Origin of the sequence: Actinoplanes campanulatus (assembly GCF_014647795.1) — a bacterium.
In the GTDB taxonomy this organism is placed as follows: Bacteria; Actinomycetota; Actinomycetes; order Mycobacteriales; family Micromonosporaceae; genus Actinoplanes; species Actinoplanes campanulatus.
Genome location: NZ_BMPW01000021.1, coordinates 1 through 26,656, shown reverse-complemented (window position 1 = coordinate 26,656; position 26,656 = coordinate 1). Strand labels below are relative to the sequence as shown.

The window sequence follows — 26,656 nt, the reverse complement described above, 5'->3', positions numbered from 1 at the left end:
CAGTGCTGAACGACGCCGCGACCCTCGTCATCGGCTCCGGCAACTACTTCACCGCGCCGACCGGAACCACCCTGCCGGCCATGCTCACGGCGGTCACCACGCCGTGGGAGAACGTCGGCCACACCAGCCTGGAGGACATCTTCTCGGTGACCTCCGAGGGCGGCGAGGCCACCACGGTCGGCACGCTGCAGGCCAAGGCCCTGCGGACCACGTACTCCACGCGGACCGAGACCATCGCGATCACCCTGCAGCAGTTCGACAAGCCCGCGCTCAAGCTCTACTACGGCTCCAACTCGGTCGAGCTGCCCAACGGCCTGATCGGTGTGCCGGAATCCCCGGTGCCGACCACCTGCGCCTTCCTGGCCGTCTTCATCGACGGCGAGAACGTCTTCGCGATCTACGCACCGAAGGCCGAGATCTACCGCAACGACGACCTGGCGGCCTCGGACACCGAGAGCCTCGCCGGTTTGCCGCTGGGGGTCAAGCCTCTGGCGCACTCCACCAACGAGTGGACGTACGCGGTCACTCCGCTGGATGCCGTCGAGCCCTGATCCCTCGAACCCCCGAGCGCGTGAGCTGCGGACCCTCACGCGCTCGGGTTTCCACCTGGTCCGCGCCCCGTCTTCATCCCTTTCACCCGGAGGTCCGCACCCCGTGTCCACGTTCACGCTCGACTCCATCCGCGAAGCCGCCGAAGCCAAGTACGGCTCGACCGATATCGAACTCCCGAACGGCTCGGAGGTTCGGCTGGTCAACGTCCTCAAGCTCAAGAAGGACAAGCGCGCTGCCCTGATCGCCCTGCAGGACGGCATGCGTGAGGACGGCGCCGACCAGGAGGAGATGATCAACGAAGCGTTCCGGCTCGTCGCCGCCACGCCGGCCCAGGCCGAGGCGCTCATCGAGGCGATCGAGGGCGATCTGACCGTGGCCGCCGAGCTGTTCCAGCGCTACGTCAAGGGCACTCAGGTGGGGGAAGCCTCGGGCTCGCAGGGCTGATCGACCAATACGGCGAGGGGGTCTACCGGGACCTGCGTCTCTTCTACGGGATCGACCTGATCTCCGTAATCAACGGAGACGGTCCCGCCCCCTCGCTCGTGGTCGCGCTCGTGACGGGCCTACCCGACACCTCCTATACCGCGGCCCTCGCGTCGGGCGGTCGCGAGTTCCTCGGCTGGGGAATGGACCGCCAGTTGCTCGCCGGGTTGTACGACGCACTCAACGTGAACACCCGGGCGACCGGCCAATGGCGCAAGAGGCCGCCGGAGTTGCCGGCGTGGCCGCGCCCGAAGTCGGCCACCAAGCCCGAGCGCAAGAAGCCGGTCACGGTGGCCTCCCTCTACTCCCAAATGCAGCGGAGGTAGCCCATGCCCAGCGGCGAACTGATTGGCCGCCTCAAGGTCAAGATCCTGCCCGATACCTCGGAGTTCAAGGCCAGGGCGCAACGCCAGCTCAACAACATCGAGGACGACCTCGATGACATGGAAGTCACGATCCATGCCCGTGTCGATGACGAAGGCGTGGAGAAGGACGCCGAGGCGGCGGAGCGCAAGGCCCAGAACGCGGTCGACGGCATCACGATCAAGGTCGACCTCGACAGCGAAGACTCGATTCGTCAGGCCATGAAGCGCCTCGACAATGAGATGAAGAAGGTCACCGCGGACTTCGAGCTGCCGGTCACGCTCGACGAGCAGGGCATCAAGGACGCGCAGAAAGTCCTGCAAGAGAAGCTGCAGGTGCATATCGAGGCGGACAACGCCGAGTACGCGCAGCTCAAGGAGCGCATCCAGGACTACCTGTCGGGGATCAAGATCCGCCCGGACCTGGACGAGGGCGCCAAGGACCGGGCGTTTCGCGAGATCGAAACGCTGATGCTGCGCGTCGACAAGATCCGCGCCACGATCACCCCGAGCGTGGACGACCGGGCGCGCGACCAGGCGGAGCGTGAGATCAAGGACCTTGAGGACAAGGTCAAGAAGATCAGGGCCACGATCGAGCCGGAACTGCAGGACAGCGCCCCGGCCATTGCCAGGCTCGCCGCTCTCACCCGGGACCGGTTCGTCAAGATCATCCCCGAGGTCAGTGAGGCCGCGGCCGCAAAGGTCAGCGCCACCCTGGCCGCACTGTCCGGGGCCCGCGCCGTGACCGACATGTTCAACGAGCTGTGGACCTCGATCAGCAACCTTGACAAGGCGGCCCCGAAGATCGCCGCCCTGTCGCTGGCCGTCGCTGGCCTGGGCGCTTCCGGCATCGCCTCGGTGTCGAACATGGCCGCCCTGGCGGCGAGCCTGGCGCAGATCGGTGCGGTCGCGCTGACACTGCCCGGCACGATCGGTGCGTTCGCGATCGGCCTCGGAACCACGTACGCCGCGCTCAAGGACTTCAACAAGGTCGTCCCCGACGCGAAGGCCCACCTGTCCGAGCTGCAGGACGTGATCAGCGGCAATTTCTGGGAGAAGGCGAAGGCCCCCTTCCAGGAGCTGGTCGACGGCCTGCTTCCACAGTTCTCGGCCGGGGTCTCCGAGACGGCAACCGCCCTCGGCGGATTCTTCGGCAGCCTCGCGACCAGCCTGAACGGCACGTTCGACGGCGCTCTGACCGGCATGTTCACCGACTTGAACGAGTCGATTGCCACCGCGAGCACGTCGACTGACGCCATCGCCCAGACGATGCTGGTGCTCGGGGAGATCGGCGCGTCCTACCTGCCTCAGCTCGCCGGTTGGTTCGTCAACCTGGCCAACGCAGCCGCGGTCTGGCTGACCGTCGCCCAGCAGGACGGCAGCCTCAAGGGCTGGGTCGACAACGGCATTCAGGCGCTCGCGGACCTTTGGTCGTCGCTGGTGTCGGTCGTGTCGATCCTCAACTCGATCGCCACGGCAGCGCAGAATGCCGGCGGCTCCGGTCTCTCCCAGCTCGCGGACGGGCTGTCCAGCATTGCCGATGCCGCGGCAAGCCCTGCATTCCAGGGCGGCCTGACCGAGGTGTTCGCGTCGGCGCACCAGGCCATGGACCTGATTGCCACCCGCTCCGGGCCGGCGGTCAAGGGTCTGTTCGCCTCACTCGGCGACACGGTCTCCACGGTCCTGCCGATCGTGGGCGCATCCATCGGCACCCTGCTCAACGGGTTGGCCAACGGCCTTTCCTCAGGTGCCGCGCAGACCGGGACCGTTCAGTTCTTCAACGGCATCGCGAATGCGGTCACTGCCCTGGAGCCAGCCCTCACCCCGCTGGGCACGGCGTTCGGCATGCTGATGGGCACCCTCGGGACGTTCATCGGTGCGGTCGGCGACCCGCTGTCCATCCTGCTGGGCACGATGGCGTCGGCGTTCATGGCGCTGGCCCCGGCGATAAACCCGCTGATCGCGGTTCTCGGCGCCGGGCTGAGCGCGGCCATGTCCGCGTTGGCGCCGGTCATCATGCAGGTCGTCACCGCGTTCAGCCAGATGGTCTCGGGTGGGCTGATCACCACCCTGCAGACGGTGTTCACGTCATTGACGCCCGTCATCGGCACTGTCGGGCAGGTGTTCGGCACCATCCTGGTAGCCGCGCTGCAGGCCATCGCCCCGCTACTGCCGATCATCGCCAACCTGTTCGCCACGATGGCACCGATCATCGCGAACCTGATGACCAGTCTCGCCCCGCTGGTGACGCAGATCCTGGCCGCCCTCGGCCCGGCGCTGGTGACCGTCATGACGGCGCTCACCCCCGTGGTGGCGCTGGTCTTGCAGATCGCCACCGCCGTTCTCGGGCCGATCCTGCAGGCTGTGGGTCAGGTCGCCGCCGAGGCACTGCCTCACCTGGCGTCCGCCCTTTCCGGACTGTTCGCCGCCATCCAGCCGGTCCTGCAGGCACTGCTTGTCGTGGTCGACGTGCTCATGGTGGTGCTCGCGCCCGCGATCGGCTTCGTCGCATCAGTGCTGATCAACTCCCTGATCGGCGCGATCAACGGCGTCAAGGACGTGTTCGAGGGCGCGGTCATGTTCCTGACCGGCATGTGGGACATGTTCGCCGGGTTCTTCACCGGCGACTGGGATCGCATGTGGTCCGGCATTAAGGCCCAATTCGAGGGCATCTGGAACCTGATCGTCGGCGCGTTCGGGATCTTCATGAACATCGGAATCCTGGGCGTGGCCGGCAAGGTCCTCAACTCGATCAAGGCGGCCTTCAAGGTCGGCTTTGAGGCGGTCGAGGGTGCGGTCAAGGCGATCTTGAACTCGCTGCGCACCGGCTTCGACGACACCATGAACGGGTTGCTCAACGGCGGCAGGTCGCGGCTCACCTCGATCAGGACCGCATTCAGTGACGCCTGGACTGCGATCAAGACCGCCTGCACGGAGGCATTCGACAAGCTCAGGACCGCCTTCACCGAAGGGGTCGACAGCGCTCGTGACGAGGTCGGCAAGCTTCCGAACAAGATCACGTCGGCGCTGTCCGGACTCGCCACTCTGCTGGTCGGTGCAGGTCGTGACGTGATCTCCGGGTTCCTCCAGGGCTTGAAGGACACGTGGGGCAGCGTCGAGAGCTGGTTCGCCGCCAAGACCGCCCAGATCAAGGACCTCAAGGGCCCCGAGTCTGTCGACAAGGTGCTGCTCTACGACGCCGGCCAGCTCGTCATGGGCGGCTTCCTCAAGGGCCTGGAGTCCGGATACGACGACGTTCGCAAGAGCCTCAAGGGGTTCACCGCGGAGGTCGGCGGCACCCAGTTCCTGCCCCCCACGGTCGGCGACATGTCGGCCAGCTCCTCCATGGCGCTGATGCGGGCGGCCAGCGCATCGGGCGGCGATGCGTCCGTGGCGACCCAGCGGATTCTCAACTACTACGCAGCGCCCGGCAGCTCGATCTCCGCGGAGGACGACCTGTTCGCTGCGGCTAACCGAGCAAGGATGGCTAGCTGGTAATGCGACTGCAGTTGGTGTCTTCCAACGACATCATCTGGCTCGACGAGGTCAGTCGCTTCGGTGTTGGCGTAGAAGCCACTGTCGGAGTGACTGGCCTCGGTATGCCAGAGGTGTCTCTCAACTGGGTCGAGTCGGCGGGCGACGGTGCCGTTTTCCGTAACGAGCGCAAGCGCCCGCGTGACATCGACATCCCTCTACACATCGTCGGTTCGAGCCGCAACGACCTCAAATGGTGGATGGATCGGCTCGCCCTGATGGTGTCCGGACCGTTCGCACTGCAGTGGGTCGAGGACAACGGCACGTACTGGACTCTCAACGCGTACCGCACGGGCGGCATGGGCTACACCTATGGCGTCGACACCCGGGGCAGCCGTGACCTGAACACCGTGCTCACGGTGCGGGCCGGCGACCCGTACTGGACCTATTCGCAGTCGTCGCGCGAGGTAGTGACGGCCGCGACGCCGCGCGGCAACTTCGTCACCAAGTTCCACAAAATCCGCGTCGCCTCGTCGCAGGCGATGGGTGGGATGATCCTACGCAACCCGGGCACCGCGAAGGCGTACCCGCAGTGGGATGTCACCGGCCCCGCACAGAACATCCGCCTGATCTCCAGCACGGGCGAGCGCCTGCAGTGGACCGGGTCGCTGACCGCCGGGCAGACCCTGCGTATCAACACGCAGACCGGCGCGGTGACCGACCATACCGGCGCCAACCGTTACGCCGATCTCGCAAGCGCTCCCCGCATGTGGACCATCCCGCCCGGCGTCATCACGGCGGTCGCAGCCATGGACGGCGCGGCGTCGACCAGTTCGATCGCCTGCACCTGGCGTCCCCGATCCCTCCTGGTGGTGTGAATGCGACTCGAAGACATCACCGTCGAGGTGAGGGACAAGACCCTGGCACGGGTCGGCCTGATCCGGCCCGAGGATCTACAGCTCGAACTGACCGACCTGCACAACGGGGTCGGTAGCTGGACACTTCGCCTGCCGGCCGGGCACCGCCTCGTCTCCGCGTTGCGCGCACCGGGATCCGGCATCATCGTCACCGGCCCGGACGGGCAGACCTTGCTGTCCGGGCCGATGGTGTCGCCCATGTCGTCGGCCACCGCAGACGACCCCCGCGGCACGATGACGTTCGAGGGCGTCGACGACACAGTTCTACTGGTCGACGCCCTCGCCTACCCGGATCCGACCGGAGGGCCGCTCTCCAAGGAGGCCGCGTACGACACGCGAACCGGTGTAGCCGAAACCCTGATGCACGGCTTCGTCCGCGACAACATCGGACCCGGCGCACTGGCCGGCCGACGCGTCGGCCTCAACGCCTACGTCACCATGGGCGCGAATCTCAGTCGCGGGCCGACGATCACCAAGAGCGCACGGTTCACGTCCCTCGCGACGGTCCTGTCCGAGATCGCGGGCCCCGCGCGACTCGGGTTCCGAATCGTGCAGCGCGGGTCGAGCCTGGTGTTCGAGACCTACCAGATCACCGACCGCACATCGACGATCCGCCTCGACATCCTCAACAACACGCTGTCCGGGCACAAGGTGGCCGTCGCCGCCCCGGGCGTCACTCGCGTGCTCGTTGGCGGCCAGGACGAAGGCGTCTACCGCAAGTTCGTGTACGAGACGAACACCGACGCAACCACCGCCGAGTCGATGTGGGGCCGGCAGATCCAGCAGTTCATCAGCCAGAACACCGGCGACACCAGCGAACTCAGCGACGCCGCGGAAGAGGCGCTGGCTGAGGACGGCTTCACCGGCGTCGCGGTTCAGGCGGTGCCGATGGAGGACTCCCTGATGAGGTTTGGCAAGGAGTTCAACCTTGGCGATGCGGTGTCGGTGGTGGTCGACGACCAGGAGCTGATCAGTACCGTCACCGGCTACGTGGTCAAGGCCGACCAGGACGGCTTCCGCCTAGGCATGATGCTCGGCGACACCACCGGCTTCGATGTCGCCGCCGCGTACGGCAAGGCGATCGGATCGCAGGCTGCCCGCATCGCCAAGCTGGAAACCACCGCAGAGGCAACCACGTCCGGCACCCGGGCGTTGGCCGCGTCGGCGGTTTCGCTCGCCGTGACACGCGACGCGTTCCCCAGCGGGGACTCCGAGGTCTACCTGACACCCGCAGCGGTCACCGCCGGAAGCTGGCCATGGACCGGCCAGTGGGGGAGCCTGCATACCTACCGCCACGGTAGCGGCTCCGAAGTCTGGCAGACGTATCGACGGATCGCCGACAACTGGACCGAACCGCAACAGTGGATCCGCCACGCGAACAGCGCCGGCTACTCCCGATGGCGGCAGCTCGGCCTGGACCTGCACGCCTCGATCGGCGGGCACTCCGCGGCGGGCCTGCAGAGCGGCGGCACCCGAACCGCAACCATCGTCGGCGCCGCAGTCAGCATCGCCTGGTCAGACCGGTTCGTGATGACCGGCCTCGGCCAGGGCGCGGACACGTTCACGGCCGGCTACTTCAACATTGCGATGCCCGTCAACGGTGCAGTGATCAAGAGCGTCACCACGGGCGTTGCTGACGTGACGGTTTCCAGCGGCGCAATCCCGCTGCCCGCATGGGCGACACTCTGGTACATCCCTCCGGTCGGGGCTGCGGAGACCTCGCTCGATGCCAACTTCCGGATCTCCGTGCACGGTGGCGCGACGGAGGCGATCCCTTCCCACTGGGTGTTGGTCGCCGCATGCCGCGGTGAACCGACCACCGGATCCGCGGTGCGCTGGGGCGACGGGCAGACCACCGACGCGTGGCGCGCGTTCACGTTCGAGAGTGGCTGGAAGGCGTTCGGGGACACGAGCCCTGTGGCGTGGACCGTACGCAACGGCGTGCTGTATTGCCGTGGCCTGATCGGGCGCACCCTGAGCGACCTGTCTGCGGCGGCGGGGACCGGCTACCCGCTGACGGCGGCCCTGCCTACCTGGGCCCGACCTGCACAGTTCGCCGGCAACTGGGCCGTCCCATGCAACAACCAGTTCGGCGAGATCTACATCGGCTCGGACGCCAAGCTTTACCTGCGGCTCAAGGCTGCCGCCACATTGACATCCAACACCTGGTGGGCATCGCTGTCCAACGTCACCTGGCCTCTCGGCTGACCCTTCAACGTCAACCCCTCGCGCTGGTCGCGGGGGGTTTTCTCATGCCCCAAGGAGGCGGCCCTCTCGTGGCAATCACCTACTTCCCGTTCGATGACGTCGACACCAACGAAGACCAGTACTCCCAGCTCTTCCGCGAACTGCAGGACTCGGGTGTCGCCGCGTCGCACGGCTCGAACTCCTTCCAGGTCGGCGCGAACGCTTCCGGCATGACGGTCACCGTCCAGGCCGGCTTCGCGATCCTGCGTGGCCACGCCATCCTCTCCACGGCGGTCGAGTCGCTCACCGTCGCCGCCGCGAGCACGTCGGCCCGCATCGACCGGATCGTCCTGCGCCTGGATCCTGGTGCCAACAAGATCAGCCTGGCGATCCTGCAGGGCACCGCCGGTTCAGGCGTGGCGCCCACGCTGACCCAGACCGACACCGGCCTTTTCGAGATCTCGCTGGCGACCGTGACGGTCGGCGCTTCGGTCGGCTCGATCGCCGCGTCGGCGGTCACCGACACTCGCCAGTTCGTCGGTTCCCGTGTCGGCACGTGGACTTCGTCGACCCGGCCGGCCGGCCCCCGCAAGGGCAAGCTCGGCTTCAACGATGAGACCGGTCTGTGGGAGTTTTTCAACGGAACCACGTGGGCGAACCTGACCACGTCCTGGTCCTCGATCACCGGAGCCCCGGCCACCTTCACACCCACAGCGCACACGCACGCCTGGACGGACCTGTCCGGCGTTGCGCCGGCCGCGAAGTTGCCGGTCGGCACCGCCTCGGGCACGGTCGCGGCTGGCGACCACCACCACGACCAACTCACCCGCCTACCGAACCGGGTCAAGTTCGGCCGAACGCTGATCACCCCGACCGCTGCGAACGTCACCACCTCCGAGATGGTCACCTGGAGCAACAGCCCGCCGGTCATCACGGAGGCTCCGGTCGTCCTCCTCACCGCGGACTCGTCTGCCCCTAGCGTGATCACCGGCCTCACGGTCAGCGGCCCGAGCACCACCGGCTTCCAGATCAACCTGATCCGCACCAACACCGTCGCCACCTATGTCAACTGGGTGGCGGTGTGGCCGTGATCGCCGCCCTGGAAGCGCCTGTTCAGGCGGCCATCGTCACTGCGGCCGGCACCGTCATCGTCGCCCTGCTCGGCCTCGGCCTGGAGTTCATGCGTCGCAGCCACAAGCGGATCGGCGAGGTCCGGGAGCAGGTCGCCAACTCGCACAAGACCAACCTGCGCGACGACATCGACCGCGTCCTCGACGGCATTGACGGGCTCCGCCAGGAGATCCGCCACGAGCGGGCCGAGCGGCTGGCGCTGGAGAACCGCGTCGACCGGCTGGCCGAGAAGTGACCCGCCCGAGCTGGGACGTGTACTACCTCGGCATCGCTGCGGCCGTGGCCGCCCGCGCCGACTGCACTCGCCGCCAAGTTGGCGCGATCGTCGTGCAAGGCGACCGGATCGCTGGCACCGGGTACAACGGTGCACCTGCAGGAGTCCCCGGCTGCTTGTCAGCCGGGGCCTGCCCGCGTGGGCGACTCACCGCCGAACAGCTCGCGCCTGGTTCGAGCTACGACACCGGGGCCGGGAGCTGCCATGCGCTTCACGCCGAGCAGAACGCGGTGCTGCGCGCCGGCTACGACGGCTGCCGCGGCTCCACCCTCTACCTGACGCATCCCCCGTGCGACGGTTGCGCCCGCCTGATCGCGGGAGCCGGGATCGCCCGCGTCGTCGTCCCTCAGGAGTAGCCCGTGGCATTTCCGCCTTCCCTGATCACCCGCGCCGTGTACGGCCGATTCCTGGCCTACCCGGAAGGAGTTCCCGCCAAGGGCAGCGTCGCGTTCAAGAGCACCGAACTCCTGCAAGGCCCGGCGGATGGCGCGTTCGTGGCGCCCATCGACGCCAAGGTGCCGCTCGATGAGGGCGAGTTCGTTGTCCTGCTCCCCGCCACCGATGACCCGGACTGGACCCCCGCCGGGTGGACGTACACGGTTACCGTCACGGTCAACGGCAAGACGTTCAAGGCCCCCCTTGAGCTTCCAGTCTCCGGACCCGCTGAGGTCGACCTGGCTGCCGTGCTCAATCTGGGCGCGGCTCCTGGGCCGGCCACCTTCTACATCCCTGCAGCGGCCAAGGGTGCGCCTGGCGGTGTTGCCGAGCTGGGCGAGGACGGCACCCTGCTGCGCTCACAGCTTCCGGACATCACTGCCGGGTCGGTGGATTGGGACAGCGTCGCAGGCAAGCCGACGAGCTTCCCGCCGATCGAGCACACCCACCTCTGGGGTGAGGTCGCAGGACTCGGTGCCGAGCTGTCCGCGAAGGCGGACGCCGGCTCGGTGTCCACCTCGCTGGCGGCCAAGGCGGACCTGGTCGGTGGGGTTATTCCGACATCGCAGATTCCGGCTATCGCGACCACCGAATTCCTCGGCACTGTCGCAAGCCAGTCAGCAATGCTGGCCCTGTCCGGCCAGGCTGGCGACTTCGCAATACGGTCGGACCGTGGCTCGACCTGGGTCATCGCGGGTGCAACACCGAGCCAGCTCTCCTCGTGGGTGGAGCTGCCGAGCCCGACCGCACCGGTCACCTCGGTCAACTCGCAGACCGGTGTCATCGTGCTCGGCAAGGGCGACGTTGGGCTGGGCAACGCGGACAACACCCCGGACATCAGCAAGCCGATTTCGGCCGCAACCCAGTCAGCCCTGAACGCCAAGGCTGACGCCGCCACCCTGGCGAACTACGCGACGAGCAGCTCGGTAACGAGCGGCCTGTCGGGCAAGGCCGATTCCAACCACACCCACGCAGCCGCACAGGTGACCGGCCTGTCCGCCGTGGCGACCAGTGGCTCGTACAACGACCTGTCGGACAAGCCCTCCGGCCTGTCCTCCCCGTCTGTTTTCACGCCGGCCGATCACGGCCTGCTGGCGTGGAACTTCGATCCGATCATGACCACGGGCGGGGTCGTCGCTGTAGGCGGCACCCTGTACGTGATGCGGATCCAGCTCGCGTCACCCGCGACGATCTCCAACATTCTCATGTACGTCACCGCTGCGGGCGCGACACTCACGGCCAACCAGTGCTGGGCGGGCCTCTATGACAGCGCCGGGAACCTGCTCTCGGCTACAGCCCAGCAGGCCACGAACTGGCAGACGACCGGGCTGAAAACGATGGCCCTGGCCGCGCCCCAGTCCGTCCCCGCCGGAACCTGCTACGTCGGCGTCTACGGCACCGGCACGACGCTCCCGCAGTTCACCCGGGGTAGCAACGTGGTGGCCGCAGCGCTCAACGCCAACCTGACCAGCCCCGCGTATCGATGGGCGACCGCGAACACGGGCCTGACAACCGCGCTGCCCTCGACTCTCGGGTCTCGCGCCCAGACCTCCAACTCGTACTGGGTCGCTCTCTCCTAATCCTCACCAAACGAGCCCCGCCTGCGATGCGCAGGCGGGGCTTTCTGCATGCCCAAGGAGGCATCCCCCGTGCCCACTTCCCAGAACGGCTGGTCCGCCGGATCCAAGACTGCGATCGGCGGACTGGACAACCGATACGTTCCCGGCACCAAGGTCAGGGTCGCCCCTGGCGTCCGCAAGGGCGACGCGGCCACGGTCCTCTTCTACGTCGCCGAGCAGTTCAACCTGCACGTCGAGAAGCTCAAGCCCGGCTGGTGCTGGGGCTACAACTACCGGGGCATCCGGGGCGCGACCAGCCTCAGCAACCACGCGTCGGGCACCGCCATCGACCTGAACGCGCCCACCCACGGACTCGGCGCGACGGGAACCTTCACCGAGAAGCAGCTCGCGGCGATCCGGAAGATCCTCGCGTTCTGCGAGGGCGTCGTTCGGGCTGGCGTCTTCTACAAGGGCAGGCCGGATCCGATGCACTTCGAGCTGGTCGGGACTCCGGCGCAGGTCGCCCGCATCGCCCGCAAGATCCGCGCCCTGAACGAGCCGAAGGCGTCGATCCCGAAGCCGGTCGCCCCCGCCAAGCCGATCACCGCTCCCGCGAAGCCGGCTGCCCTGGCGGTCGACGGTGACCTCGGTCCGACCACGGTCCAGCGCTGGCATCAGGTAATGGGCCTCGCGGTCTCCGGCAAGGTCGACGCCGTGCTGGTCAAGGCCGTGCAGGGCCGACTCGGCGTGAAGGTCGACGGCGACCTGGGGCCGATCACCATCAAGGCGCTCCAGCGACGCCTGGATGTCAAGGCGGATGGCGACCTGGGCCCGACCACCGTGAAGGCGCTCCAGCGGCGCCTCAACACCGGCAAGTTCTGATCAAGGAGGATTTCCCCGTGAACGACTCGACCCGGCGGACCATCCGGACCGCCTTCCAGGTCACCCTGTCCGTCGCCTCAATCCTGCTCGTCGCCGTTCCGGCCGCTCTCTCGGCCGCCGAGCAGACTCTCTCCCCCGAGCAGTACGCCGCCGTAGCGGGCGTCGCCGCGTCGATCGTGGCCGTTGCGACCGCCGTCACCCGAGCCATGCACAGTGACGTGGTGGTGGGCCTGATCCAGACCTACGCGCCGTGGCTGTCGGCGGCCTCCGCCCCGGAGGCCCACGTCGAGGAGTCGGCCGGGGAAGACTTCCCGCTCGACGCCTGACATGAGTAAACGCCCCGCTGGCCTTGATGGCTGGCGGGGCGCTTTCATTGTTTCTACAGGGTCCCGTCCTGCTTGCCCTGTTCGATCTCCTCCATCGTCATGGCGCGCGATGTCCGCTTGCGGGGTGAGGCTGGCCGGGATGCCGCCTTGCTCGCCTTGGCCGGGGCACGCTTCACGATCGGCTGTTCAGGCTCGGGGGACGAGAATGCCGGGGCGGCGGGCTTGCTGGCCGGGGCTCGCTTGCCCCCGGTTTCCAGTGCCTTCCGGAACGGCTCGGCGTGCTCATCACAGAGAACGATGGGAACAGTCCGCGTCCCGTCGCTGATCTCGAAGTCCGTCACGGATTTGCCGGCAGAGAAGCAGACATCGCAGACAATGATGGTGGCCACGGCGTTCCTTGCTGATGCGATGTGACGGGACGATAGGGATGTTACCGCCCGGCCGTGTTGACACGGAGTCGGCAGCCATGCAACTGTTTAGTCGTGGCTTCACCGCCGCGCGTCGGACTTCTTTAAACACCGGAAGCAGGAGAGGACCATGCCCGCAAGCAAGATCCAGAACGTGGATGAGGCCAGGCGCTGGATCCTGGAAGGGCAGACCTACGCGTGGATCATCGAGCAGTACCGGAACAAGTACAACATCGAGACCACCGAAGGCATGTGGACCAACTTCCGGCGTCGGCAGGGGCTGCCCGGTCGGCGCGTCCGCAACGCGGACCTCGTCCCTTGGCGCGTGAAGGTGGAGCACTCGGCTCACTACTACCTGCAGATGCTCCGGTTCAGGGCTCGCGAGCTGGCTGGGACTTCGCTCAACGAGCGGGAAGAGCACCGAGTCAGGACCTTCGAGCGGTCTTTGACCGCGGACGGTCAAGATCTGGTTGTGCACTACGACCGCGAAACTAAGGCTGGATTCTTCCTGGTCCCGCGTCGACCGGGCGTCGACAAGAGCTGGATTCGCGAGCCCGATTCCACGGTCGAACGCGGCAAGTCGTACGACTGATCCGAGATGCAGTTGAGCCCCGGCTGAATGGCCGGGGCTTTGTTGTGTTCAGCGTCAGAGGACGTAGGCGAGGCTGGCGCAGCAAAGGGCGAAGGTCCCGGCGATGGCCCCGATGAACTCCAGGATGCCACGGTTTGCTTGCCTCGGCAGCGCCGAGTGACGCTCGGTGTCGAGGTCACTGATGGCCGGCTGGAAGTAGGGCCCACGCTGCAGGATGATCGGGGCCTGCGGCGGAAGGGCTTCATGTACCCAGTGGGCAACCAGGTCGTTGTGGGCCGCGGGCAGGACAGCATGGATAGCGCTCCGCGCTCCCCGGGGATTGAGGGCCGGGTTGAGAATGAGGACCCGCTCGTCGGGGATGCAGAAACAGTCGACGCCTACCTCAGCGCGCATGACCTTCACGGTGACACTCCCTGCCTGCTGGGTGATCCGCATTTCGGGACACCGCGTGCATAAGGTACCAGCGCCTTGAGGACTCGTGATCAGCCGAACGGTCTGTGAGCTGGCCGTTTAGGACGTATCTCGTACACCCGTTCTAAGAAGTTTTGCGCATCGACTGCACGAGGGCCGCGATTTGGGCGCGCTGCTCCGGCGTCAACTCCTGGACGCTGGCCATCAGATAGGCGGAGTCGGTGTCGGGCATCGCACCCCCGTAGACGTAATACCCGGTGGCTGCCTCGGCTGCCCGCAGCACGGTCTGGTACCCCTCGGGGGTGGTTAGCCCGAGCCCCGTCGCCAGCCGGCGCAGCGTGTCGGGTGCGGGCATGGCCTTGAGTTCTCGGGTGGCCAGGGCCTGAACCGTCGCCCGGCCCAGGCCCGCCTTGCGGCCGATGCTGGAGTATCCGTCGCCGGTGGCGTCCATGTGCTGCCGGATGAGCTGCGCCAGCGGGTTAGAGGGAGTGGTCGCCTCCGGCATTGAGCCCTGTTCCCCCAGCTTGCGCGCCCGTGTTGCTTCGTTCACAGGATAGGGCAGTAGGGCCCGACTCCGCTCCCGGCCGTTCGGTCCGCAACTGCGAGTCGCATCGTGTCAACTGCCAGTAGACAAAATTGCTTCGCGTCCTTTACTGTTACGCCCTCGTCACAGCTAGGCAGGGGACGCCGCAAGCTGACGGGTTGGTGGCGCGGAACACGTTGGGGAACGGTTCAGTACGCGCTACAACTTTGCGGGTATAGAGTAAACATGGGAGCATCGCTGTGCGTATTCACGAAACAACGGACGGCCTCGCCACGCTCAGGATCGACCATGAGACGTGGGAGCTGTGGCTTGACGTGAGGTACGAGGACGCAACGCCGGACACCTGGGGAGAGGTTTTCCGAGTCTGCGACGAAGAGGGCCTCTACATCGTGGACACCGACGAGTGCCCGCTGAAAGCGGTCGACGACGAGACCGACCGCCTGACCCTGAGCTACAAGGAGCCAAGGGATTGCTGAACCTCTACAGCCCGAGCGACATCAGTCAGGGCCTCGACGACGGGCCATCCATCCCGCGAGACCAGTGGGGCCGCCCCCTGGTAGTGCCGAAGCAGGGCGGCTCTCCTGTCCCGCTGGTTCGCACGACCACGCTAGTCGACGTGATCGACGACAAGAGCAAGATCATCGACTACAACAAGCGTATGGTCCTGCTCGGCGGCGCGTTCATGGCCAACGAGGCAGGCTACGTGCGCAGCCTCGACCCGGAGGACCCGGCCGACAAGCGGATCCTCAACGACCTGGCGAAGCGGGCCGAGAGCCTTGCGGGCGCCAACGTCAAGCGGGACAAAGGCTCCCACCTTCACGCGCTGAGCGAGTACGTGGACCGCGGCGAGGAGCTGCCTACCTGTTCGGACCAGGACCGGATCGACATGGCTGCGTACAAGGCGGCGACGGCGATGCTCAAGGTCCGACACATCGAGCGGTTCGTGGTCATGCCCGAGCTGCAGGCCGGCGGCACGCCGGACAGGGTCTCGACCTACGACGGGCTTGCCCCGGACGGCGAGCTGGCGGGCGACCTGATCACCGATCTCAAGACCGGCAACATTGAATACGGCAAGCTCAAGATGGCGGCCCAGCTCGCCGGGTATGCGAACGGCGAGTTCTACGACTGGTCGCTGTTCCCGGTGGACGCCGCGGACAAGAAGGCGTTCGCCGCCTGGAAGAAGCAGGGCTGGCTGCCCGAGGAGTCCGCCCAGGCGTACTCGCCGATCGGTGTGGTCAACCCTCGCTGGGGCCTGATCATGAACCTGCGGCCAGGTACCGGCCTGTGCACGCTGCACTGGATCGACCTGGCCAAGGGGTGGCGGGCGGCCCAGGCGGCACGGCACCTGTACGACCTGAGGCGCGACCAGCGGGTCTTCGTACCCTTTGTCAAGCCTTAGTGTTTAGTCATGACTGGCATCACACCGGAATCGGTGGGCGACCGCTGATTCTGGTGTGTAGTCTAGTCCTAGCAAGAGCGCGAGAGAGGAAACGGCGCGAGTGAGCATCGACGACGAAGCCCCCGGCGGGGGAATCAGCGTCACCATCAAGTACGGCAAGGGGTTCGAGTCGACGTGGTCCGGGTTCAAGGGCTCGCTCCAGCAGGTCCGGGAGAACGTCGCCGAGTTCTTCGGCCTGGACCACGACATGGTCCAGGGCATGACGCTGGCCGAGGTGGTGCTGAACGCGACGAGCGTGGCCCACGGCCTGGGCAACGTGAGCGCGAGCATGGGTGGCCACGTCATCTCGACGTCCCCGTCATCCCCGGCTACGAGTCCAGCCCCGGCTGGCGACGTATGGGCCCAGGCCGGAGCCGCGAGCAAGCCGGCCGAGTCGAGCGTGTCGACCTGGCTCAAGGGCGAGATCGACAAGATCAAGGACGTCACCGCGCTCAAGCGGCTGTACGCGGAGAACAAGGCCGCGTTCGAGGCCGACACCGCGCTCACCGATCATTGGAAGGCCCAGGGCGCCGCCCTGAAAGCGGCCCAGGGTTGAAGCCCGTCGGCGCTGTCCTCTGCATCTTCGTCCTGATGTACGTCCCGTTCGTGGCCACGCTGGAGCTGGTTTACGGGTGAGGGGCGACTGGTCGATCTTGCTCGGACTGCTCGCAATCGTGGCCATCATCGGCTTCGCGATTTGGGCCAACTACGCCGCACCATGCGGCCTGTTCACCTTCGCCAGCACGGCCGACATCCCGGCCCGCTGCCTGTCTCACTTCTCCTGAGAGGAGCCACCCAACCAGTGGCGATCACCGACATCTTCAAGACCACCTCCACCCCGGCCGAGCTGCCGTCCCTGACCGAGCGGGCCGCGAGTGCGGCGGGCCTCGCCGAGTACGCCGTACAGGCGTTCGCCACGGCGGCCGACGACCTGGACCAGGCTGCCCTGCAGCAGGACGACATCGCCACCACGGCGCAGGAGGACATCGACGTGCTGACCGACCTGCGCGAGCACGCCACCAGCGAGGCCAGCCGGAACCGAAACCTCGCCGCGCAGATCCGGGGCGCGTTCGGCCTGGTCCGCCCCGGCCAGGAAGCCTGACCTGTACTACCAGGGAGGCAAGACCCGGCACGCCAAGCAGATAGCCGCAGTCATCGCCGAGCATCGCGGCACGAGAGCCCGCTACGTCGAGCCGTTCATCGGCGGCGGGAGCGTGTTCACGGCGGTAGCACCCTCGTTCGATGAGGCTGTGGCCGGGGACTCCGCGCTGGACCTCGCCCTCATGTGGCAGGCCGTAGCCGATGGCTGGCTTCCGCCGGACACGGTCACCGAGGACGAGTACCGGGCGATGCGGCACGCCGACCCGAGCCCACTCCGGGCGTTCGTGGGCTTCGGCTGCTCCTTCGGTGGCCGCTGGTTCCAGGGGTACGCCCGATCGAGCGGACGGAACTATCCCGCCGAATGCCACCGGCGAATTCGTCACATGGCCCCGGCCTTCCGCGGCCGGTCGGTGCACTGTCGCGACTACCGGTATTGGCGGGTGGACGCGAACACCGTCGTCTACTGCGATCCGCCCTACGCCGACACCACGCCCTACGCCGGTTCGCCCCGGTTCAATAGCGACGAGTTCTGGTGGGTCGCCGAACGATGGGCGCGAAGTGGCGCCCTCGTGCTGGTGTCCGAGTACACCGCCCCGACGGGCTGGCGATCCGTGTGGTCGAAAGCCCGTCGCGTGACGATGCGAGTCGATGACAACTCGTCCATCGCCACTGAACATCTGTGGATGCTGGGTGATCCCGACGATCGCCTTGTCCGCGCTGAGCCGGCCATGAGTCGGCCTTCTTTTCCAGCAAGTGTTTAGTCTAGTCCTCTAAGAGGGAGTTCTCACCCAGTGGGTATCAACATCGTCAACCCGTCCGAGTTCACCGGCGGCGCGTTCCTCAAGCCGGCCGAGCACATGAACGACCTCGCCCTGCTGGTCAAGCCGAAGCGCATCGACAAGAACGTTGAGTCGACCTACCAGGGGCAGACCCGCGTCCGGGACGAGGTGATCGCCGACGTGACTGTGTTCTCCACCAGCGAGTCCCTGGAAAAGGGCATCCCGTCCCGGGTGATCAAGGGCTGCAAGATCGCCTACGGCATGCTCACCGGCACGCTGGAGCGCATCCTCAACGAGGGTCCGGACGGCGCGATCGTCTCCGTCATCCGCAAGGTGCCGACCAGCAAAGGCAGCGGCTACGCCTTCCGCGACGTGGAGGCCAGCGTCCTCGCTCAGGTCGTGAAGTACGCCGAGGCCCTTGAGGCCGAGGTGGAGAAGGCCCTCTCGGACGTGCCGGATTTCTGATTCACGCATCGGTGCCGGGCTGCCTGCGGGTGGCCCGGCACCGCCGGTCACATCAATCATCCCGGGAGGTGAAGTCTTCGAGTGCTGACCCCATCACGGTCGCTCGCGCTCAACGCGGAGAGCGGTAAGCCGCTCCCCCTGGTGCCCGCCTTCAAGGCCATCTACGAACGCGGCACCACCCCTCGCCACGGCGAGGTCATCATGATCGCCGGCCGGTCCGGCACCCAGAAATCAGGGTTCGCCCTGTTCTGGGTGGCGCAGATGAATCTGCCGACGCTGTATTTCAGCGCGGACATGAGCGCCTTCACGGCGTCATCCCGGCTCGCCAGCATGGCCACCGGCCGCACGACCGAAGATGTCGAGCACGGCATGGCCAAGGGTGGAACCGAGCGACAGTTCTACCTGGACGCCCTGGCCGGCTCCCGGATCCAGTTCTCCTTCGGCTCGCCCATTTCCTGGCGGGCGGTCGACGAGGAACTGGAAGCCTATGTGGAGTTGCACGACCAGTATCCCCAGGTGCTGGTGTTCGACAACCTGATGGACTTCGAGAACGCCGAGTCCGACTACACCGAGCAGATGGCCGTGATGTCGCAGGTCACGGAGATCGCCCGAAAGACCGGTGCCACGGTCATCATCCTGCATCACGCCTCGGATAAGTCCTGGTCGGCAGCCAACGACCCGTGGGCCCCACCGTCCCGCGACCAGGTCAAGGGTGGCCTGAGCGAGAAGCCCGAGCTGAGCTTGAGCGTCGCGCTCGACCCCAACGACATGACCTACAGGGTCGCCACGATCAAACAGCGCATGGGCAAGAGCGATCCGACCGCCCGCACCTACGCGATCTTGTGGTGCGAGCCCGAATACACCCGTTTCCACGCCACGTCGCCGCTCGCCCGGCAGATGCAGGAGGCCCGCCAGTGACCCGTTACCGCGTGCCGTTCACCTCGGCCCTCTGGACCTGGATCGAGGTTGAAGCGGAGGACGAGTACGAGGCCGTTGAGAAGGCGTGCGACATGACCCCTCCCAAGGTCTGCGCTCAGTGCATGGGCTGGGGCCAGGGCTACAGCGTCGATCAGGACGACTGGGAGGCCGACGAGGACGTCAAGGTCGAGAAGGTGGCCAGTGCCTAGCCCGGCCGCGAACAAGCGCAAGGGCGCCCAGTTCGAGATCGACCTGATGAAGACTCTGCGGGAGATGGGCCTCGACGCCGAACGGCTGCGACTGGCCGGCAAGGACGACGAGGGCGACCTCGTCCTCCGGTCGTTCGGGCCCAGCTCCGGCAAGCACTACGTCGTGATCGAAGCCAAGTCCGGCGCGATGCACCCTGCCGTGTTCGTGCGTGAGGCGGAGGCGGAACGGCGCAACTTCGCCCGGCACCGCGGCCTGCCGCTCGACATGGTCTCGGGCGTCGCCGTGGTGAAGCGACCGCGGCTGAACGTCCTCGACTCGTACGTCCTCACCACCCTTCGCGAATACCTGAACCTAGGCGAGGTCGGTGTTTAGTCTTGCCCGATGAGCGTCCCTCGCTGGCCGCAGTCCTTGAGCACTACGAGGTGTTCTTTCACGACAGCCGCACGACCCAGATGGTCAAGTGCCCGCTGCACGAGGACAAGACGCCATCCTGCTCGATCGACACCGGCGACAGCCTCTGGAAATGCCACTCGTGCGGCAAGGGCGGTGACGCCTACACGCTGATCATGGAAATGGAGAAGTGCGACTTTGTCCGAGCACGAGCCTTTGCGGCCTCTCTCGGTCTCCCAACGGGAGGCGCTGGAAGAGGCGGTGTCGAGCTATCAGGCTCAGCTTACGGCGGACGCCGCCGGCTACCTGCTCGCAAGGGGAATCAGCCGCGAGGCAGCGGTTACACACCGTCTTGGCGTCGTCGGTAACCCGCTGCCCGGACACAACCGGTACGCGGGATGGCTGGTCATCCCGTACCTGGACAGCGAGGGCCAGGCCCTGCAGCTCCGGTTCCGATGCATGCAGGACCACGATCATCGGGCCGGCTTCCACGGGAAGTACGCCACGATCAAGAACGATCCGGTCCGCATGTTCAACGTGGGCGCGATCTTCCAGGCCGAGAGCGAGATCCACGTCTGTGAAGGCGAGCTGGACGCGATCATCCTGAACATGCTCGGACTGCACGCGGTTGCCATCCCCGGCGCTGAGCTGTGGCGCCCGCATCACCGCCGCATGCTGGCCGGCTTCAACAGAATTTGGGTATGGGGCGACCCGGACGACGCGGGCGCCGACTTCACCAACAAGGTCACGCGGTCGCTACGCCAGGCCAAGGGGGTCCGCCTCTCCCTGGGCGACGTGACTGATACCTACCTGCAAGCCGGGGTCGATGACCTGTTCGCCCTGGTCGGTAAGGAGGCTCCGGCCCCGTGGAACTGACACACGAATGCCTAGCCCTGGTCGTCCCGCCCGGCTCTCGGGGGCCGAGGCTGGCCCAGTTCGCCGACTACTCCGACGGTGACCCCGAGTACGCGGACACCCTGCGCTACTGGTGCTACTTCGGCACCGAGTTCACCGACCGCGAGGCCGACGTCGAGGTCGTCCAGCTCGTCAAGGCGGTGGCCGCGTGAAGGTCGTCATGGCCCCGCTGCCCTGCCCCGCCAGCCACCCCCGGGATGAAGAGCTGTGCGAGCGGGAGATCGCCCATGAAGGCGACCACTGGTACACGGTCTGGACCGATGCCGTCGAGCACATCGACGAGGTGCACATCTCGTACATCCGCGTCCCCGACTATCCCGTTTTCTGGAAGGACACCCCAAACCCGTGAGCTGGCGCGACGCCATCCTTCCCGGTAAGCCGGGCAAGAAGCTGCAAGAAGCCTGGGACGCCATGAGCGGCGACACCCGGGCCGCCTTCCTCCCCCACCTGCTGGGCGACACTTCGGCCGAGTACCTGTCCGACTGGCTGGAGCGTTCCGGTACGCCGGTCTCCGCCTCCACGATCCGCACGTACCGCCGGTCCCTGCCGGCCGAAGGGAGTGTTTAGTCGTGCCCTCGGAGGAGTTGCTGAGCGAGCTGCTCGCCAAGCCGGTAGGACCGGAGATCAAGGCGCGCAAGACCGACCCGGCCAAGGACTTCACCAAGCAGGTGGAAGTCACCGGAGACACGGCGGAGGTGACCGTCAACGCCGAGACCAAGACCGAGGCGGACGCCGCTCGCGGCGTGCTGATCGAGCAGGACCTCAACCCCGACGAGTGGGACGTCGCCGGCTTCCGGGTGTCCGAGTGGACCCGGCCGAACGGCGATCCCGGCATCAGCACGCGGTACACCTTCAAGCGCAAGGCGAAGGCCGCGGCTGGTGGCCGGCTCCCGATCGACGAACTGCTCGCCGCCATCCGGGTGCAGATCCCGAGCATCGGCGACCGGCCGACCGGCGCGTGGGGTCTGGTCGTTCTGATCGGCGACACCCAGTTCGGCAAGTCGGATGGCGACGGGATCGAGGGCACGGTCAAGCGGGCCATCGAGTGCATCGACAAGGCGGCCCAGCAGATCCGCACACTGGGCAACCTGTTCCGGATCGGCCACATCCACGTCGTGTTCTTGGGCGATCACGTCGAGGGCTTCGTGAGTCAGTCCGGGGCGAACACCTGGAGGACCCAGCTCACGCTCACCGAGCAGATCCGGCTGACCCGCCGCATGATGCTGCACGCCGTGCTCGCCTTCGCTCCGCTGTCCGACACAGTCACGTTCGCGGCAGTGCCGGGCAACCACGACCAGGCGGTCAGGGTCGCGGGCAAGGGCGTGACCAAGTACGACGACAGCCATGACTGCGAGTCTTTGATCGCCGTCGCCGACGCGGTCAAGCTCGCCGAGTCGCGCGGCCTGGACCACGTCCAGTTCTTCGTGCCCGAGAGCGACGAGCTGACGGTCACCCTCGACGTGGCGGGCACCGTGGTCACCGCGGCCCACGGCCACATGTGGCGGCCGGGGCAGCACATGAAGTGGTGGCAGGGCCAAGCCTTCAACCGCGACTCCGCCATGCACCAGACCGACCTGCTGGTTGCTGGCCACCTGCATCACCTGGTCGTCGACACCGATGGACACCGGACCTTCATTCAGGCGCCAGCTTTGGAGAGCGAGTCGACGTGGTTCCGCCACGCGACTGGCACCGGGGGTGCGCCGGGCATCGTCCTCGCCCTCACCCAGGGCGGCAAGACCGACCTCATTCAGACGATCCGATAGGAGGCGACCGCCCGTGACCACCATCTACACGGCAAACGTCGTGATCGAGGAGCCCGTCAAGCCGCGGGCCGACTGGTCCGTGATCGGCCTGCCGGGTGTCAGTCAGCGAATCACGTGGGCGGCGAACCATGTCGGCAACGCGTACAGCTCGATCACGTCGGTCGACGACCAGCGCCAGGAGGCGTACCTCCTGCTTGCCACGAACGCCGACCGGGTCCGCTCGTACGTCGGCCTCGGCGAGCTGGAGCACCTGTTTGTCTGGCTTCGATCCCGGCTGATCGACAAGGTCCGCGTCGAGGCGAATCGCATCAACCAGCACGTCAGCATGGAACGCCTGCGGGAGTCCTGCGAGTGAGCTACGAACGGGAGCTGGTCGAGCGCCTGCTTCCGGCGGTCTGGGATCCGGGGATGGTCGTGGTGGAGAACCCGACCGCCCCGGATCCGGACATGCCGCGGACCAAGAGCAACCCGAAGACCGCCAACACCATCTACGCCATGCTCGCCGACATCCGCCGGGCATGGCGTCACGCACCGGCCACGCTCGCTGAGCGACAGGCCATGCTCCTGCGCTACGGCATGGGCATGAGCAAGACCGAGACGGGCCACATCCTCGGCATCGGCCGCAAGGCCGCATCCCAACGGCTCGATCTCGGTGTCGGCCGGCTCGCCGACTACCTCAACGGCTACGCCGACACCAGTGTTTAGTCATCACCAAGGAGCACCTCACCTCGTGACCACCCCCAGCTTCGTCGCCCTCGACGAGACCGCCACCTTCACCGAGCCCGAGTGGAAGTTCGGCCCGTCAGGGGCCGTCGTGTTCAGCCGGACGTACGCCCGCGACCTGCCGAACGGCGAAAAGGAAACCTGGCCCCAGGTGGTTCAGCGGGTCGCCGAGGGCAACCTCGCCCTCGTGCACGGGCCCCGGCCGACCTGGTCCGCCAAGGTCGAGAAGGAGTTCGAGCGGCTCCACCACTTCATGCTGCGGATGGCGATCATTCCCGGCGGCCGGCACCTGTACGCGACCGGCGTGAAGGGGCGAGAGTTCTTGTTCAACTGTCACGTCGCGCCCTGGCCGGCGAAGATCAGCGGTCACTTCGACTTCGTGCTGAACAGACTCGCTGAGGGCGGCGGGGTCGGGGCGAACTACTCGACCCGCTTCCTGGCCCAGTACGGTGCCCCGCGTCGCCAGCTCCAGGTGCACGTTGTCTGCGACCCGTCGCATCCCGACTACCAGGAGATGCTCGACGCCGGCCTGCTCTCCACCGAGTACAGCTCGGGCTGGATGGGCTCGTTCGATGTCGATGACTCCCGGCAGGGCTGGGCCGACGCGGTCACAGACCTGGTGGATACGTTCTTCACCGACGACGCGGTGCTGCATCAGAACCGCGTGTTCGATGTGAGCCGGGTTCGTTGGAAGGGCGCCCGATTGAAAACCTTTGGCGGCGTGGCCAGCGGCCCGGCCCCGCTCGCTCAGATGCTGATCAGCATCACGAGGATTCTGAACGCGTCCTATTTCAGCGCGGCCCGTGACCTTTCGTTCTGCATCCAACCCCTCGATGCGATGGAGATCGACCACGCCCTGGCGGAGTGCGTGATCGCCGGCGGCAAGAGGCGAAGCGCGAGGATGTCCGGGCTGCACTGGAAGGACCCGCAGGCCCGCCGGTTCGTGACCATCAAGCAGGACAGCAGCCTCCACTGGACGAGCAACCTGAGCGTGATCATCGACGACGAGTTCGAGCAGGCGCTGCGGGCCGGCGACCCGTACGCGACCGAGCTGCACAACCTGGTCGTCGCGAACATGGCCGCGAACGGTGAGCCTGGCTACTGGCACGCCGACCTGAACAACTTCGGCGAGATCAACGAGGTGGTGATCAGCAACCCCTGCGGGGAGATTGGCCTGCCCGAGCGGGGCGCGTGCGTGCTGGGCAGCGTGAACCTCGACTACTTCGCGCCGAAGCGGCGGGGCGGCCCAGTCGACTGGCTCGGCCTCGAAGAGGCACACCGCCTCATGGCTCGCTTCCTGGTCAGGGCCACGTTCGGCACCATGAATGACGCCGGCCAGGCTGCGGTGATGAACTCGGAGCGCCGAATCGGCGTGGGTCACATGGGCGCGCAGGCGTTCTTCACCAAGCGGGGCTACCGGTACAGCCAGGTCTGGAGGCTTCCAGCCAAGCGAAAGGAGCTGCGCGGTCTCTATGACGTGGTTCGTCAGGCTGCGCGTGACGTGTCGTTCGAGCTGCGGATCCCGGAACCCGTGAAGGTCACAACTGAGGCCCCGACCGGCTCGACCTCGATGCTGGTCGGAACGACGCCGTCCGTGCAAGAGTTGTTCGCCGTTCACTACTGGCGCCGGATCCGCTTCAACAAGAACGTGCCGTCCGAGGCCGCCGAGGTCGAGGCCGCCAGGATGAAGGGCCTACCGGTCGAGGTGTGCGTAGCCGACAAGAGCGGCAACACGATGGTCGTCGCCTACCCGACGCGGGCGGCCCTGCTTGACGAGGTGATCGCGCTCGGCTACTCGGAGGCCGAGGCCCTGGAGCTGGTCGAGTCGCAGGACCAGATCAGCATCGACGACAAGCTGGCCACGCAGGCGATGTTCCAGCAGGAGTACGTCGACAACGCGATCTCCTACACGTGCAACATCGACCCCGGCACCGACCCGGCTGAGCTGGATGCGGCGCTGCGTAAGCACATGTCGCGGATCAAGGGCACAACGGTGATGCCTGACGACGCGACGGCCCGACCTCAGCCACCCCTGGAGCGGATGAGCCGCGAGGAATACGAACGCTGGTCCGCCTTGGCCGAGGCCGGCGAGGGCTACAACGAGGAGTGCGCGACCGGCGCATGCCCTGTGCGTTAGTTCGAGAACCGATCAAGCAGGGATCGCCATCGGGCGCCTTAGCCATGCCGGAAGCCTGCCACAAAGCGAAGCGCCCCACCTGCATCACTGCGGGCTGGGGCGCTTTCGTCGCACCTCCACATGCGTGGAGAAAGGTCGCTAGTGCGCTCGCGCGCCTCAGCTTCCAGCGGTTCACCTCCCCATACGGGGAGAGCCGGGCGGAAAGTGAATCGTGAAGGCCAGTCCTGCGCCAACACGGTCCCTGCTTTGATGAGGTCCGCCCGGGTGGTGCGGTTCCCAGACTAGGGCAGCGGGCCACCACCCGCAACCCGCGTCAGTCGGTCGAGTAGGCCCTCATCGATCACGCCCTCGCGGCAGGCACGTCCGGCTAGATGATCAACGAGAAGCCCGGCCCTGCGGTTACGCTGGGTCGGGGCTTTCGGCCTCACTTGCAAGGGCTTTCGGCCCCTAGTTGCAAGACTGCACCCGAATTCCCTCAAGCAAACTCCTCAGGTGCCGATGCTCGGCCCGTGAGGAACGCCATGAGTAACGATCACGAGCCGCTACAGCGCGCGATAGTCGACACCTACCGGGGTCGACTGCCCGAGCTGGGCGCGGTTTGGGATCGGCTCATGGCCCTACACGGCCAACTGATTGAGCAGTGGGCTCGATACGACCTGGAGCGCGCCGACCACCGGGCGAGGTGCGGCGACGAGTGCGGATCTGACTGTGCGCTCATGATCGCTGAATATGACGAGGTGTGCCGAGAGTACGTTTCTCGGGCAATGACTGTTCGCGCCAAGCAGGAGGAGATCATCGCCGAGATGCGCGAGCGGGCAAGCTACGGCAGGCGATGACGAGCCCCGACTTGGCTTCGGCCTAGCCGGGGCTCGCTGTGCACAGGGTCAGAGGTCGAACTCGCCGTCCTTGACGCCGCCTACGAACGCGTCCCATTCCTTGAAGTTGAACTTGTGCGGGGGCAGGGTGCGGTCCTTGGTGTCGCGAACGTAAATGCCGTCCGCAGTGATGGCTACCTCGACGCATGCGCCGTTCCCGGACGACCGCGTCGACTTCTTCCATGGCAGATTGCTCAGGTCGGTCATGACCCGGCTCTCCTCTCGATCTATGCGGCCTTTACCGCTTCCTGGATGAACTTCTTGCTTGCGGGCTGACTCAGCGCATGGGCTGCGATGTTGTCGAAGGTTGCCTGGAACCGCGCAACGTCGTCCTCCCCTTCCAGGAAGGTGTCAAGCCCCGGGTTTGATGGAGAGTTGGTTAGCTGGTTTTCAGGGGTGCGGTGAC

37 protein-coding genes are annotated in these 26,656 nt (G+C 66.6%); 33 read left to right on the top strand and 4 right to left on the bottom strand.

All coding sequences use genetic code 11. The features are described from left to right. The first annotated feature begins 2 nt into the window (after nucleotides 1-2). From IEZ13_RS34035 to IEZ13_RS33980, 12 genes are all read left to right on the top strand, one after another. On the top strand, nucleotides 3-551 hold the full coding sequence (locus IEZ13_RS34035; RefSeq protein ID WP_229795392.1) for a phage tail tube protein: 549 nt from the start codon (nucleotides 3-5) through the stop codon (nucleotides 549-551). 103 nt (nucleotides 552-654) lie between these two features. Continuing rightward, nucleotides 655-996: a phage tail assembly protein gene (locus IEZ13_RS34030; protein WP_183225452.1), complete on the top strand. Its 342-nt coding sequence runs from the start codon at nucleotides 655-657 to the stop codon at nucleotides 994-996. 110 nt (nucleotides 997-1,106) lie between these two features. Beyond that, a complete protein-coding gene (locus IEZ13_RS34025) occupies nucleotides 1,107-1,361 on the top strand; it encodes a hypothetical protein (RefSeq protein ID WP_229795390.1) in 255 nt (84 codons plus the stop codon). 3 nt (nucleotides 1,362-1,364) lie between these two features. After that, nucleotides 1,365-4,895 (top strand): hypothetical protein, encoded by a 3,531-nt coding sequence (locus tag IEZ13_RS34020; protein WP_183225454.1) that lies wholly within the window; start codon nucleotides 1,365-1,367, stop codon nucleotides 4,893-4,895. Then, a complete protein-coding gene (locus IEZ13_RS34015) occupies nucleotides 4,895-5,749 on the top strand; it encodes a phage tail family protein (RefSeq protein WP_221246022.1) in 855 nt (284 codons plus the stop codon). The genes IEZ13_RS34020 and IEZ13_RS34015 overlap by 1 nt, the downstream gene beginning before the upstream one ends. Continuing rightward, on the top strand, nucleotides 5,750-7,996 hold the full coding sequence (locus tag IEZ13_RS34010) for a siphovirus ReqiPepy6 Gp37-like family protein (protein ID WP_183225455.1): 2,247 nt from the start codon (nucleotides 5,750-5,752) through the stop codon (nucleotides 7,994-7,996). A 68-nt stretch (nucleotides 7,997-8,064) separates the two neighbouring features. After that, nucleotides 8,065-9,066: a tail fiber domain-containing protein gene (locus IEZ13_RS34005; RefSeq protein ID WP_183225456.1), complete on the top strand. Its 1,002-nt coding sequence runs from the start codon at nucleotides 8,065-8,067 to the stop codon at nucleotides 9,064-9,066. Further along, entirely contained in the window at nucleotides 9,063-9,341 is a 279-nt protein-coding gene (locus tag IEZ13_RS34000; RefSeq protein ID WP_183225457.1) for a DUF2746 domain-containing protein, read from the top strand. Before IEZ13_RS34005 ends, IEZ13_RS34000 begins: the two co-directional genes overlap by 4 nt. Next, entirely contained in the window at nucleotides 9,338-9,736 is a 399-nt protein-coding gene (locus IEZ13_RS33995) for a deoxycytidylate deaminase (protein ID WP_183225458.1), read from the top strand. Before IEZ13_RS34000 ends, IEZ13_RS33995 begins: the two co-directional genes overlap by 4 nt. Before the next feature lie 3 nt (nucleotides 9,737-9,739). Further along, nucleotides 9,740-11,395 (top strand): hypothetical protein, encoded by a 1,656-nt coding sequence (locus IEZ13_RS33990; protein WP_183225459.1) that lies wholly within the window; start codon nucleotides 9,740-9,742, stop codon nucleotides 11,393-11,395. A 69-nt stretch (nucleotides 11,396-11,464) separates the two neighbouring features. Beyond that, entirely contained in the window at nucleotides 11,465-12,256 is a 792-nt protein-coding gene (locus tag IEZ13_RS33985; RefSeq protein WP_183225460.1) for a M15 family metallopeptidase, read from the top strand. Between the two features lie 17 nt (nucleotides 12,257-12,273). Beyond that, a complete protein-coding gene (locus IEZ13_RS33980) occupies nucleotides 12,274-12,582 on the top strand; it encodes a hypothetical protein (protein ID WP_183225461.1) in 309 nt (102 codons plus the stop codon). Between the two features lie 53 nt (nucleotides 12,583-12,635). Here the strand turns inward: IEZ13_RS33980 and IEZ13_RS33975 are convergent, their stop codons facing one another. Next, nucleotides 12,636-12,971 carry a hypothetical protein gene (locus IEZ13_RS33975; RefSeq protein WP_183225462.1) on the bottom strand — a complete coding sequence of 112 codons (336 nt, stop codon included), beginning with the start codon at nucleotides 12,969-12,971 and terminating at the stop codon, nucleotides 12,636-12,638. A 148-nt stretch (nucleotides 12,972-13,119) separates the two neighbouring features. Between IEZ13_RS33975 and IEZ13_RS33970 the strand changes: the two genes are divergently transcribed. Beyond that, nucleotides 13,120-13,581, top strand: a complete 462-nt coding sequence (locus IEZ13_RS33970; protein ID WP_183225463.1) for a hypothetical protein — start codon at nucleotides 13,120-13,122, stop codon at nucleotides 13,579-13,581. Between the two features lie 54 nt (nucleotides 13,582-13,635). Here IEZ13_RS33970 and IEZ13_RS33965 read toward each other — a convergent pair whose 3' ends face one another. Together IEZ13_RS33965 and IEZ13_RS33960 are read right to left on the bottom strand one after the other, a co-directional pair. Further along, nucleotides 13,636-14,016 (bottom strand): hypothetical protein, encoded by a 381-nt coding sequence (locus IEZ13_RS33965; protein WP_183225464.1) that lies wholly within the window; start codon nucleotides 14,014-14,016, stop codon nucleotides 13,636-13,638. A 100-nt stretch (nucleotides 14,017-14,116) separates the two neighbouring features. Further along, on the bottom strand, nucleotides 14,117-14,497 hold the full coding sequence (locus IEZ13_RS33960; protein ID WP_183225465.1) for a transcriptional regulator: 381 nt from the start codon (nucleotides 14,495-14,497) through the stop codon (nucleotides 14,117-14,119). Nucleotides 14,498-14,775: 278 nt separating this feature from the next. Between IEZ13_RS33960 and IEZ13_RS33955 the strand changes: the two genes are divergently transcribed. The 20 genes from IEZ13_RS33955 to IEZ13_RS33860 all read left to right on the top strand — a co-directional run bounded on the left by IEZ13_RS33955 (nucleotide 14,776) and on the right by IEZ13_RS33860 (nucleotide 26,211). Beyond that, nucleotides 14,776-15,012, top strand: coding sequence for a hypothetical protein (locus IEZ13_RS33955; RefSeq protein ID WP_183225466.1), 237 nt, complete (start codon nucleotides 14,776-14,778; stop codon nucleotides 15,010-15,012). Further along, nucleotides 15,006-15,935 carry a hypothetical protein gene (locus IEZ13_RS33950; RefSeq protein ID WP_229795389.1) on the top strand — a complete coding sequence of 310 codons (930 nt, stop codon included), beginning with the start codon at nucleotides 15,006-15,008 and terminating at the stop codon, nucleotides 15,933-15,935. Before IEZ13_RS33955 ends, IEZ13_RS33950 begins: the two co-directional genes overlap by 7 nt. 100 nt (nucleotides 15,936-16,035) lie before the next feature. Continuing rightward, nucleotides 16,036-16,530 carry a hypothetical protein gene (locus IEZ13_RS33945; RefSeq protein ID WP_183225467.1) on the top strand — a complete coding sequence of 165 codons (495 nt, stop codon included), beginning with the start codon at nucleotides 16,036-16,038 and terminating at the stop codon, nucleotides 16,528-16,530. 76 nt (nucleotides 16,531-16,606) lie between these two features. Then, a complete protein-coding gene (locus tag IEZ13_RS33940) occupies nucleotides 16,607-16,759 on the top strand; it encodes a hypothetical protein (RefSeq protein ID WP_183225468.1) in 153 nt (50 codons plus the stop codon). 17 nt (nucleotides 16,760-16,776) lie between these two features. Beyond that, a complete protein-coding gene (locus tag IEZ13_RS33935; protein WP_183225469.1) occupies nucleotides 16,777-17,076 on the top strand; it encodes a hypothetical protein in 300 nt (99 codons plus the stop codon). Between the two features lies 1 nt (nucleotide 17,077). Beyond that, nucleotides 17,078-17,836: a DNA adenine methylase gene (locus tag IEZ13_RS33930; RefSeq protein ID WP_183225503.1), complete on the top strand. Its 759-nt coding sequence runs from the start codon at nucleotides 17,078-17,080 to the stop codon at nucleotides 17,834-17,836. Between the two features lie 30 nt (nucleotides 17,837-17,866). Then, complete coding sequence (locus IEZ13_RS33925; RefSeq protein WP_183225470.1) at nucleotides 17,867-18,319, top strand: hypothetical protein; 453 nt, start codon at nucleotides 17,867-17,869, stop codon at nucleotides 18,317-18,319. Nucleotides 18,320-18,460: 141 nt separating this feature from the next. Continuing rightward, on the top strand, nucleotides 18,461-19,237 hold the full coding sequence (locus IEZ13_RS33920; RefSeq protein WP_229795385.1) for an AAA family ATPase: 777 nt from the start codon (nucleotides 18,461-18,463) through the stop codon (nucleotides 19,235-19,237). After that, nucleotides 19,234-19,446 (top strand): hypothetical protein, encoded by a 213-nt coding sequence (locus IEZ13_RS33915; RefSeq protein ID WP_183225472.1) that lies wholly within the window; start codon nucleotides 19,234-19,236, stop codon nucleotides 19,444-19,446. Before IEZ13_RS33920 ends, IEZ13_RS33915 begins: the two co-directional genes overlap by 4 nt. Continuing rightward, entirely contained in the window at nucleotides 19,439-19,819 is a 381-nt protein-coding gene (locus tag IEZ13_RS33910; protein WP_183225473.1) for a hypothetical protein, read from the top strand. The genes IEZ13_RS33915 and IEZ13_RS33910 overlap by 8 nt, the downstream gene beginning before the upstream one ends. 80 nt (nucleotides 19,820-19,899) lie before the next feature. Beyond that, nucleotides 19,900-20,205: a CHC2 zinc finger domain-containing protein gene (locus IEZ13_RS48020; protein WP_372441960.1), complete on the top strand. Its 306-nt coding sequence runs from the start codon at nucleotides 19,900-19,902 to the stop codon at nucleotides 20,203-20,205. Beyond that, on the top strand, nucleotides 20,099-20,713 hold the full coding sequence (locus IEZ13_RS33900) for a toprim domain-containing protein (RefSeq protein ID WP_239171142.1): 615 nt from the start codon (nucleotides 20,099-20,101) through the stop codon (nucleotides 20,711-20,713). The genes IEZ13_RS48020 and IEZ13_RS33900 overlap by 107 nt, the downstream gene beginning before the upstream one ends. Further along, a complete protein-coding gene (locus tag IEZ13_RS33895; protein ID WP_183225474.1) occupies nucleotides 20,704-20,904 on the top strand; it encodes a hypothetical protein in 201 nt (66 codons plus the stop codon). The genes IEZ13_RS33900 and IEZ13_RS33895 overlap by 10 nt, the downstream gene beginning before the upstream one ends. Next, nucleotides 20,901-21,101, top strand: coding sequence for a hypothetical protein (locus IEZ13_RS33890; RefSeq protein WP_183225475.1), 201 nt, complete (start codon nucleotides 20,901-20,903; stop codon nucleotides 21,099-21,101). The genes IEZ13_RS33895 and IEZ13_RS33890 overlap by 4 nt, the downstream gene beginning before the upstream one ends. Then, nucleotides 21,098-21,319, top strand: a complete 222-nt coding sequence (locus tag IEZ13_RS33885) for a hypothetical protein (protein ID WP_183225476.1) — start codon at nucleotides 21,098-21,100, stop codon at nucleotides 21,317-21,319. The genes IEZ13_RS33890 and IEZ13_RS33885 overlap by 4 nt, the downstream gene beginning before the upstream one ends. 2 nt (nucleotides 21,320-21,321) lie before the next feature. Next, entirely contained in the window at nucleotides 21,322-22,515 is a 1,194-nt protein-coding gene (locus IEZ13_RS33880) for a metallophosphoesterase (protein ID WP_183225477.1), read from the top strand. A gap of 13 nt (nucleotides 22,516-22,528) precedes the next feature. Further along, on the top strand, nucleotides 22,529-22,870 hold the full coding sequence (locus IEZ13_RS33875) for a hypothetical protein (RefSeq protein WP_183225478.1): 342 nt from the start codon (nucleotides 22,529-22,531) through the stop codon (nucleotides 22,868-22,870). Continuing rightward, on the top strand, nucleotides 22,867-23,220 hold the full coding sequence (locus IEZ13_RS33870) for a hypothetical protein (RefSeq protein WP_183225479.1): 354 nt from the start codon (nucleotides 22,867-22,869) through the stop codon (nucleotides 23,218-23,220). The genes IEZ13_RS33875 and IEZ13_RS33870 overlap by 4 nt, the downstream gene beginning before the upstream one ends. Next, nucleotides 23,168-25,375, top strand: a complete 2,208-nt coding sequence (gene nrdJ, locus IEZ13_RS33865; RefSeq protein ID WP_229795383.1) for a ribonucleoside-triphosphate reductase, adenosylcobalamin-dependent — start codon at nucleotides 23,168-23,170, stop codon at nucleotides 25,373-25,375. The genes IEZ13_RS33870 and nrdJ overlap by 53 nt, the downstream gene beginning before the upstream one ends. Nucleotides 25,376-25,896: 521 nt before the next feature. Further along, nucleotides 25,897-26,211 carry a hypothetical protein gene (locus IEZ13_RS33860; protein WP_189285764.1) on the top strand — a complete coding sequence of 105 codons (315 nt, stop codon included), beginning with the start codon at nucleotides 25,897-25,899 and terminating at the stop codon, nucleotides 26,209-26,211. Between the two features lie 48 nt (nucleotides 26,212-26,259). Here IEZ13_RS33860 and IEZ13_RS33855 read toward each other — a convergent pair whose 3' ends face one another. Further along, nucleotides 26,260-26,457 (bottom strand): DUF397 domain-containing protein, encoded by a 198-nt coding sequence (locus IEZ13_RS33855; RefSeq protein ID WP_183225481.1) that lies wholly within the window; start codon nucleotides 26,455-26,457, stop codon nucleotides 26,260-26,262. Nucleotides 26,458-26,656 lie beyond the last annotated feature (199 nt).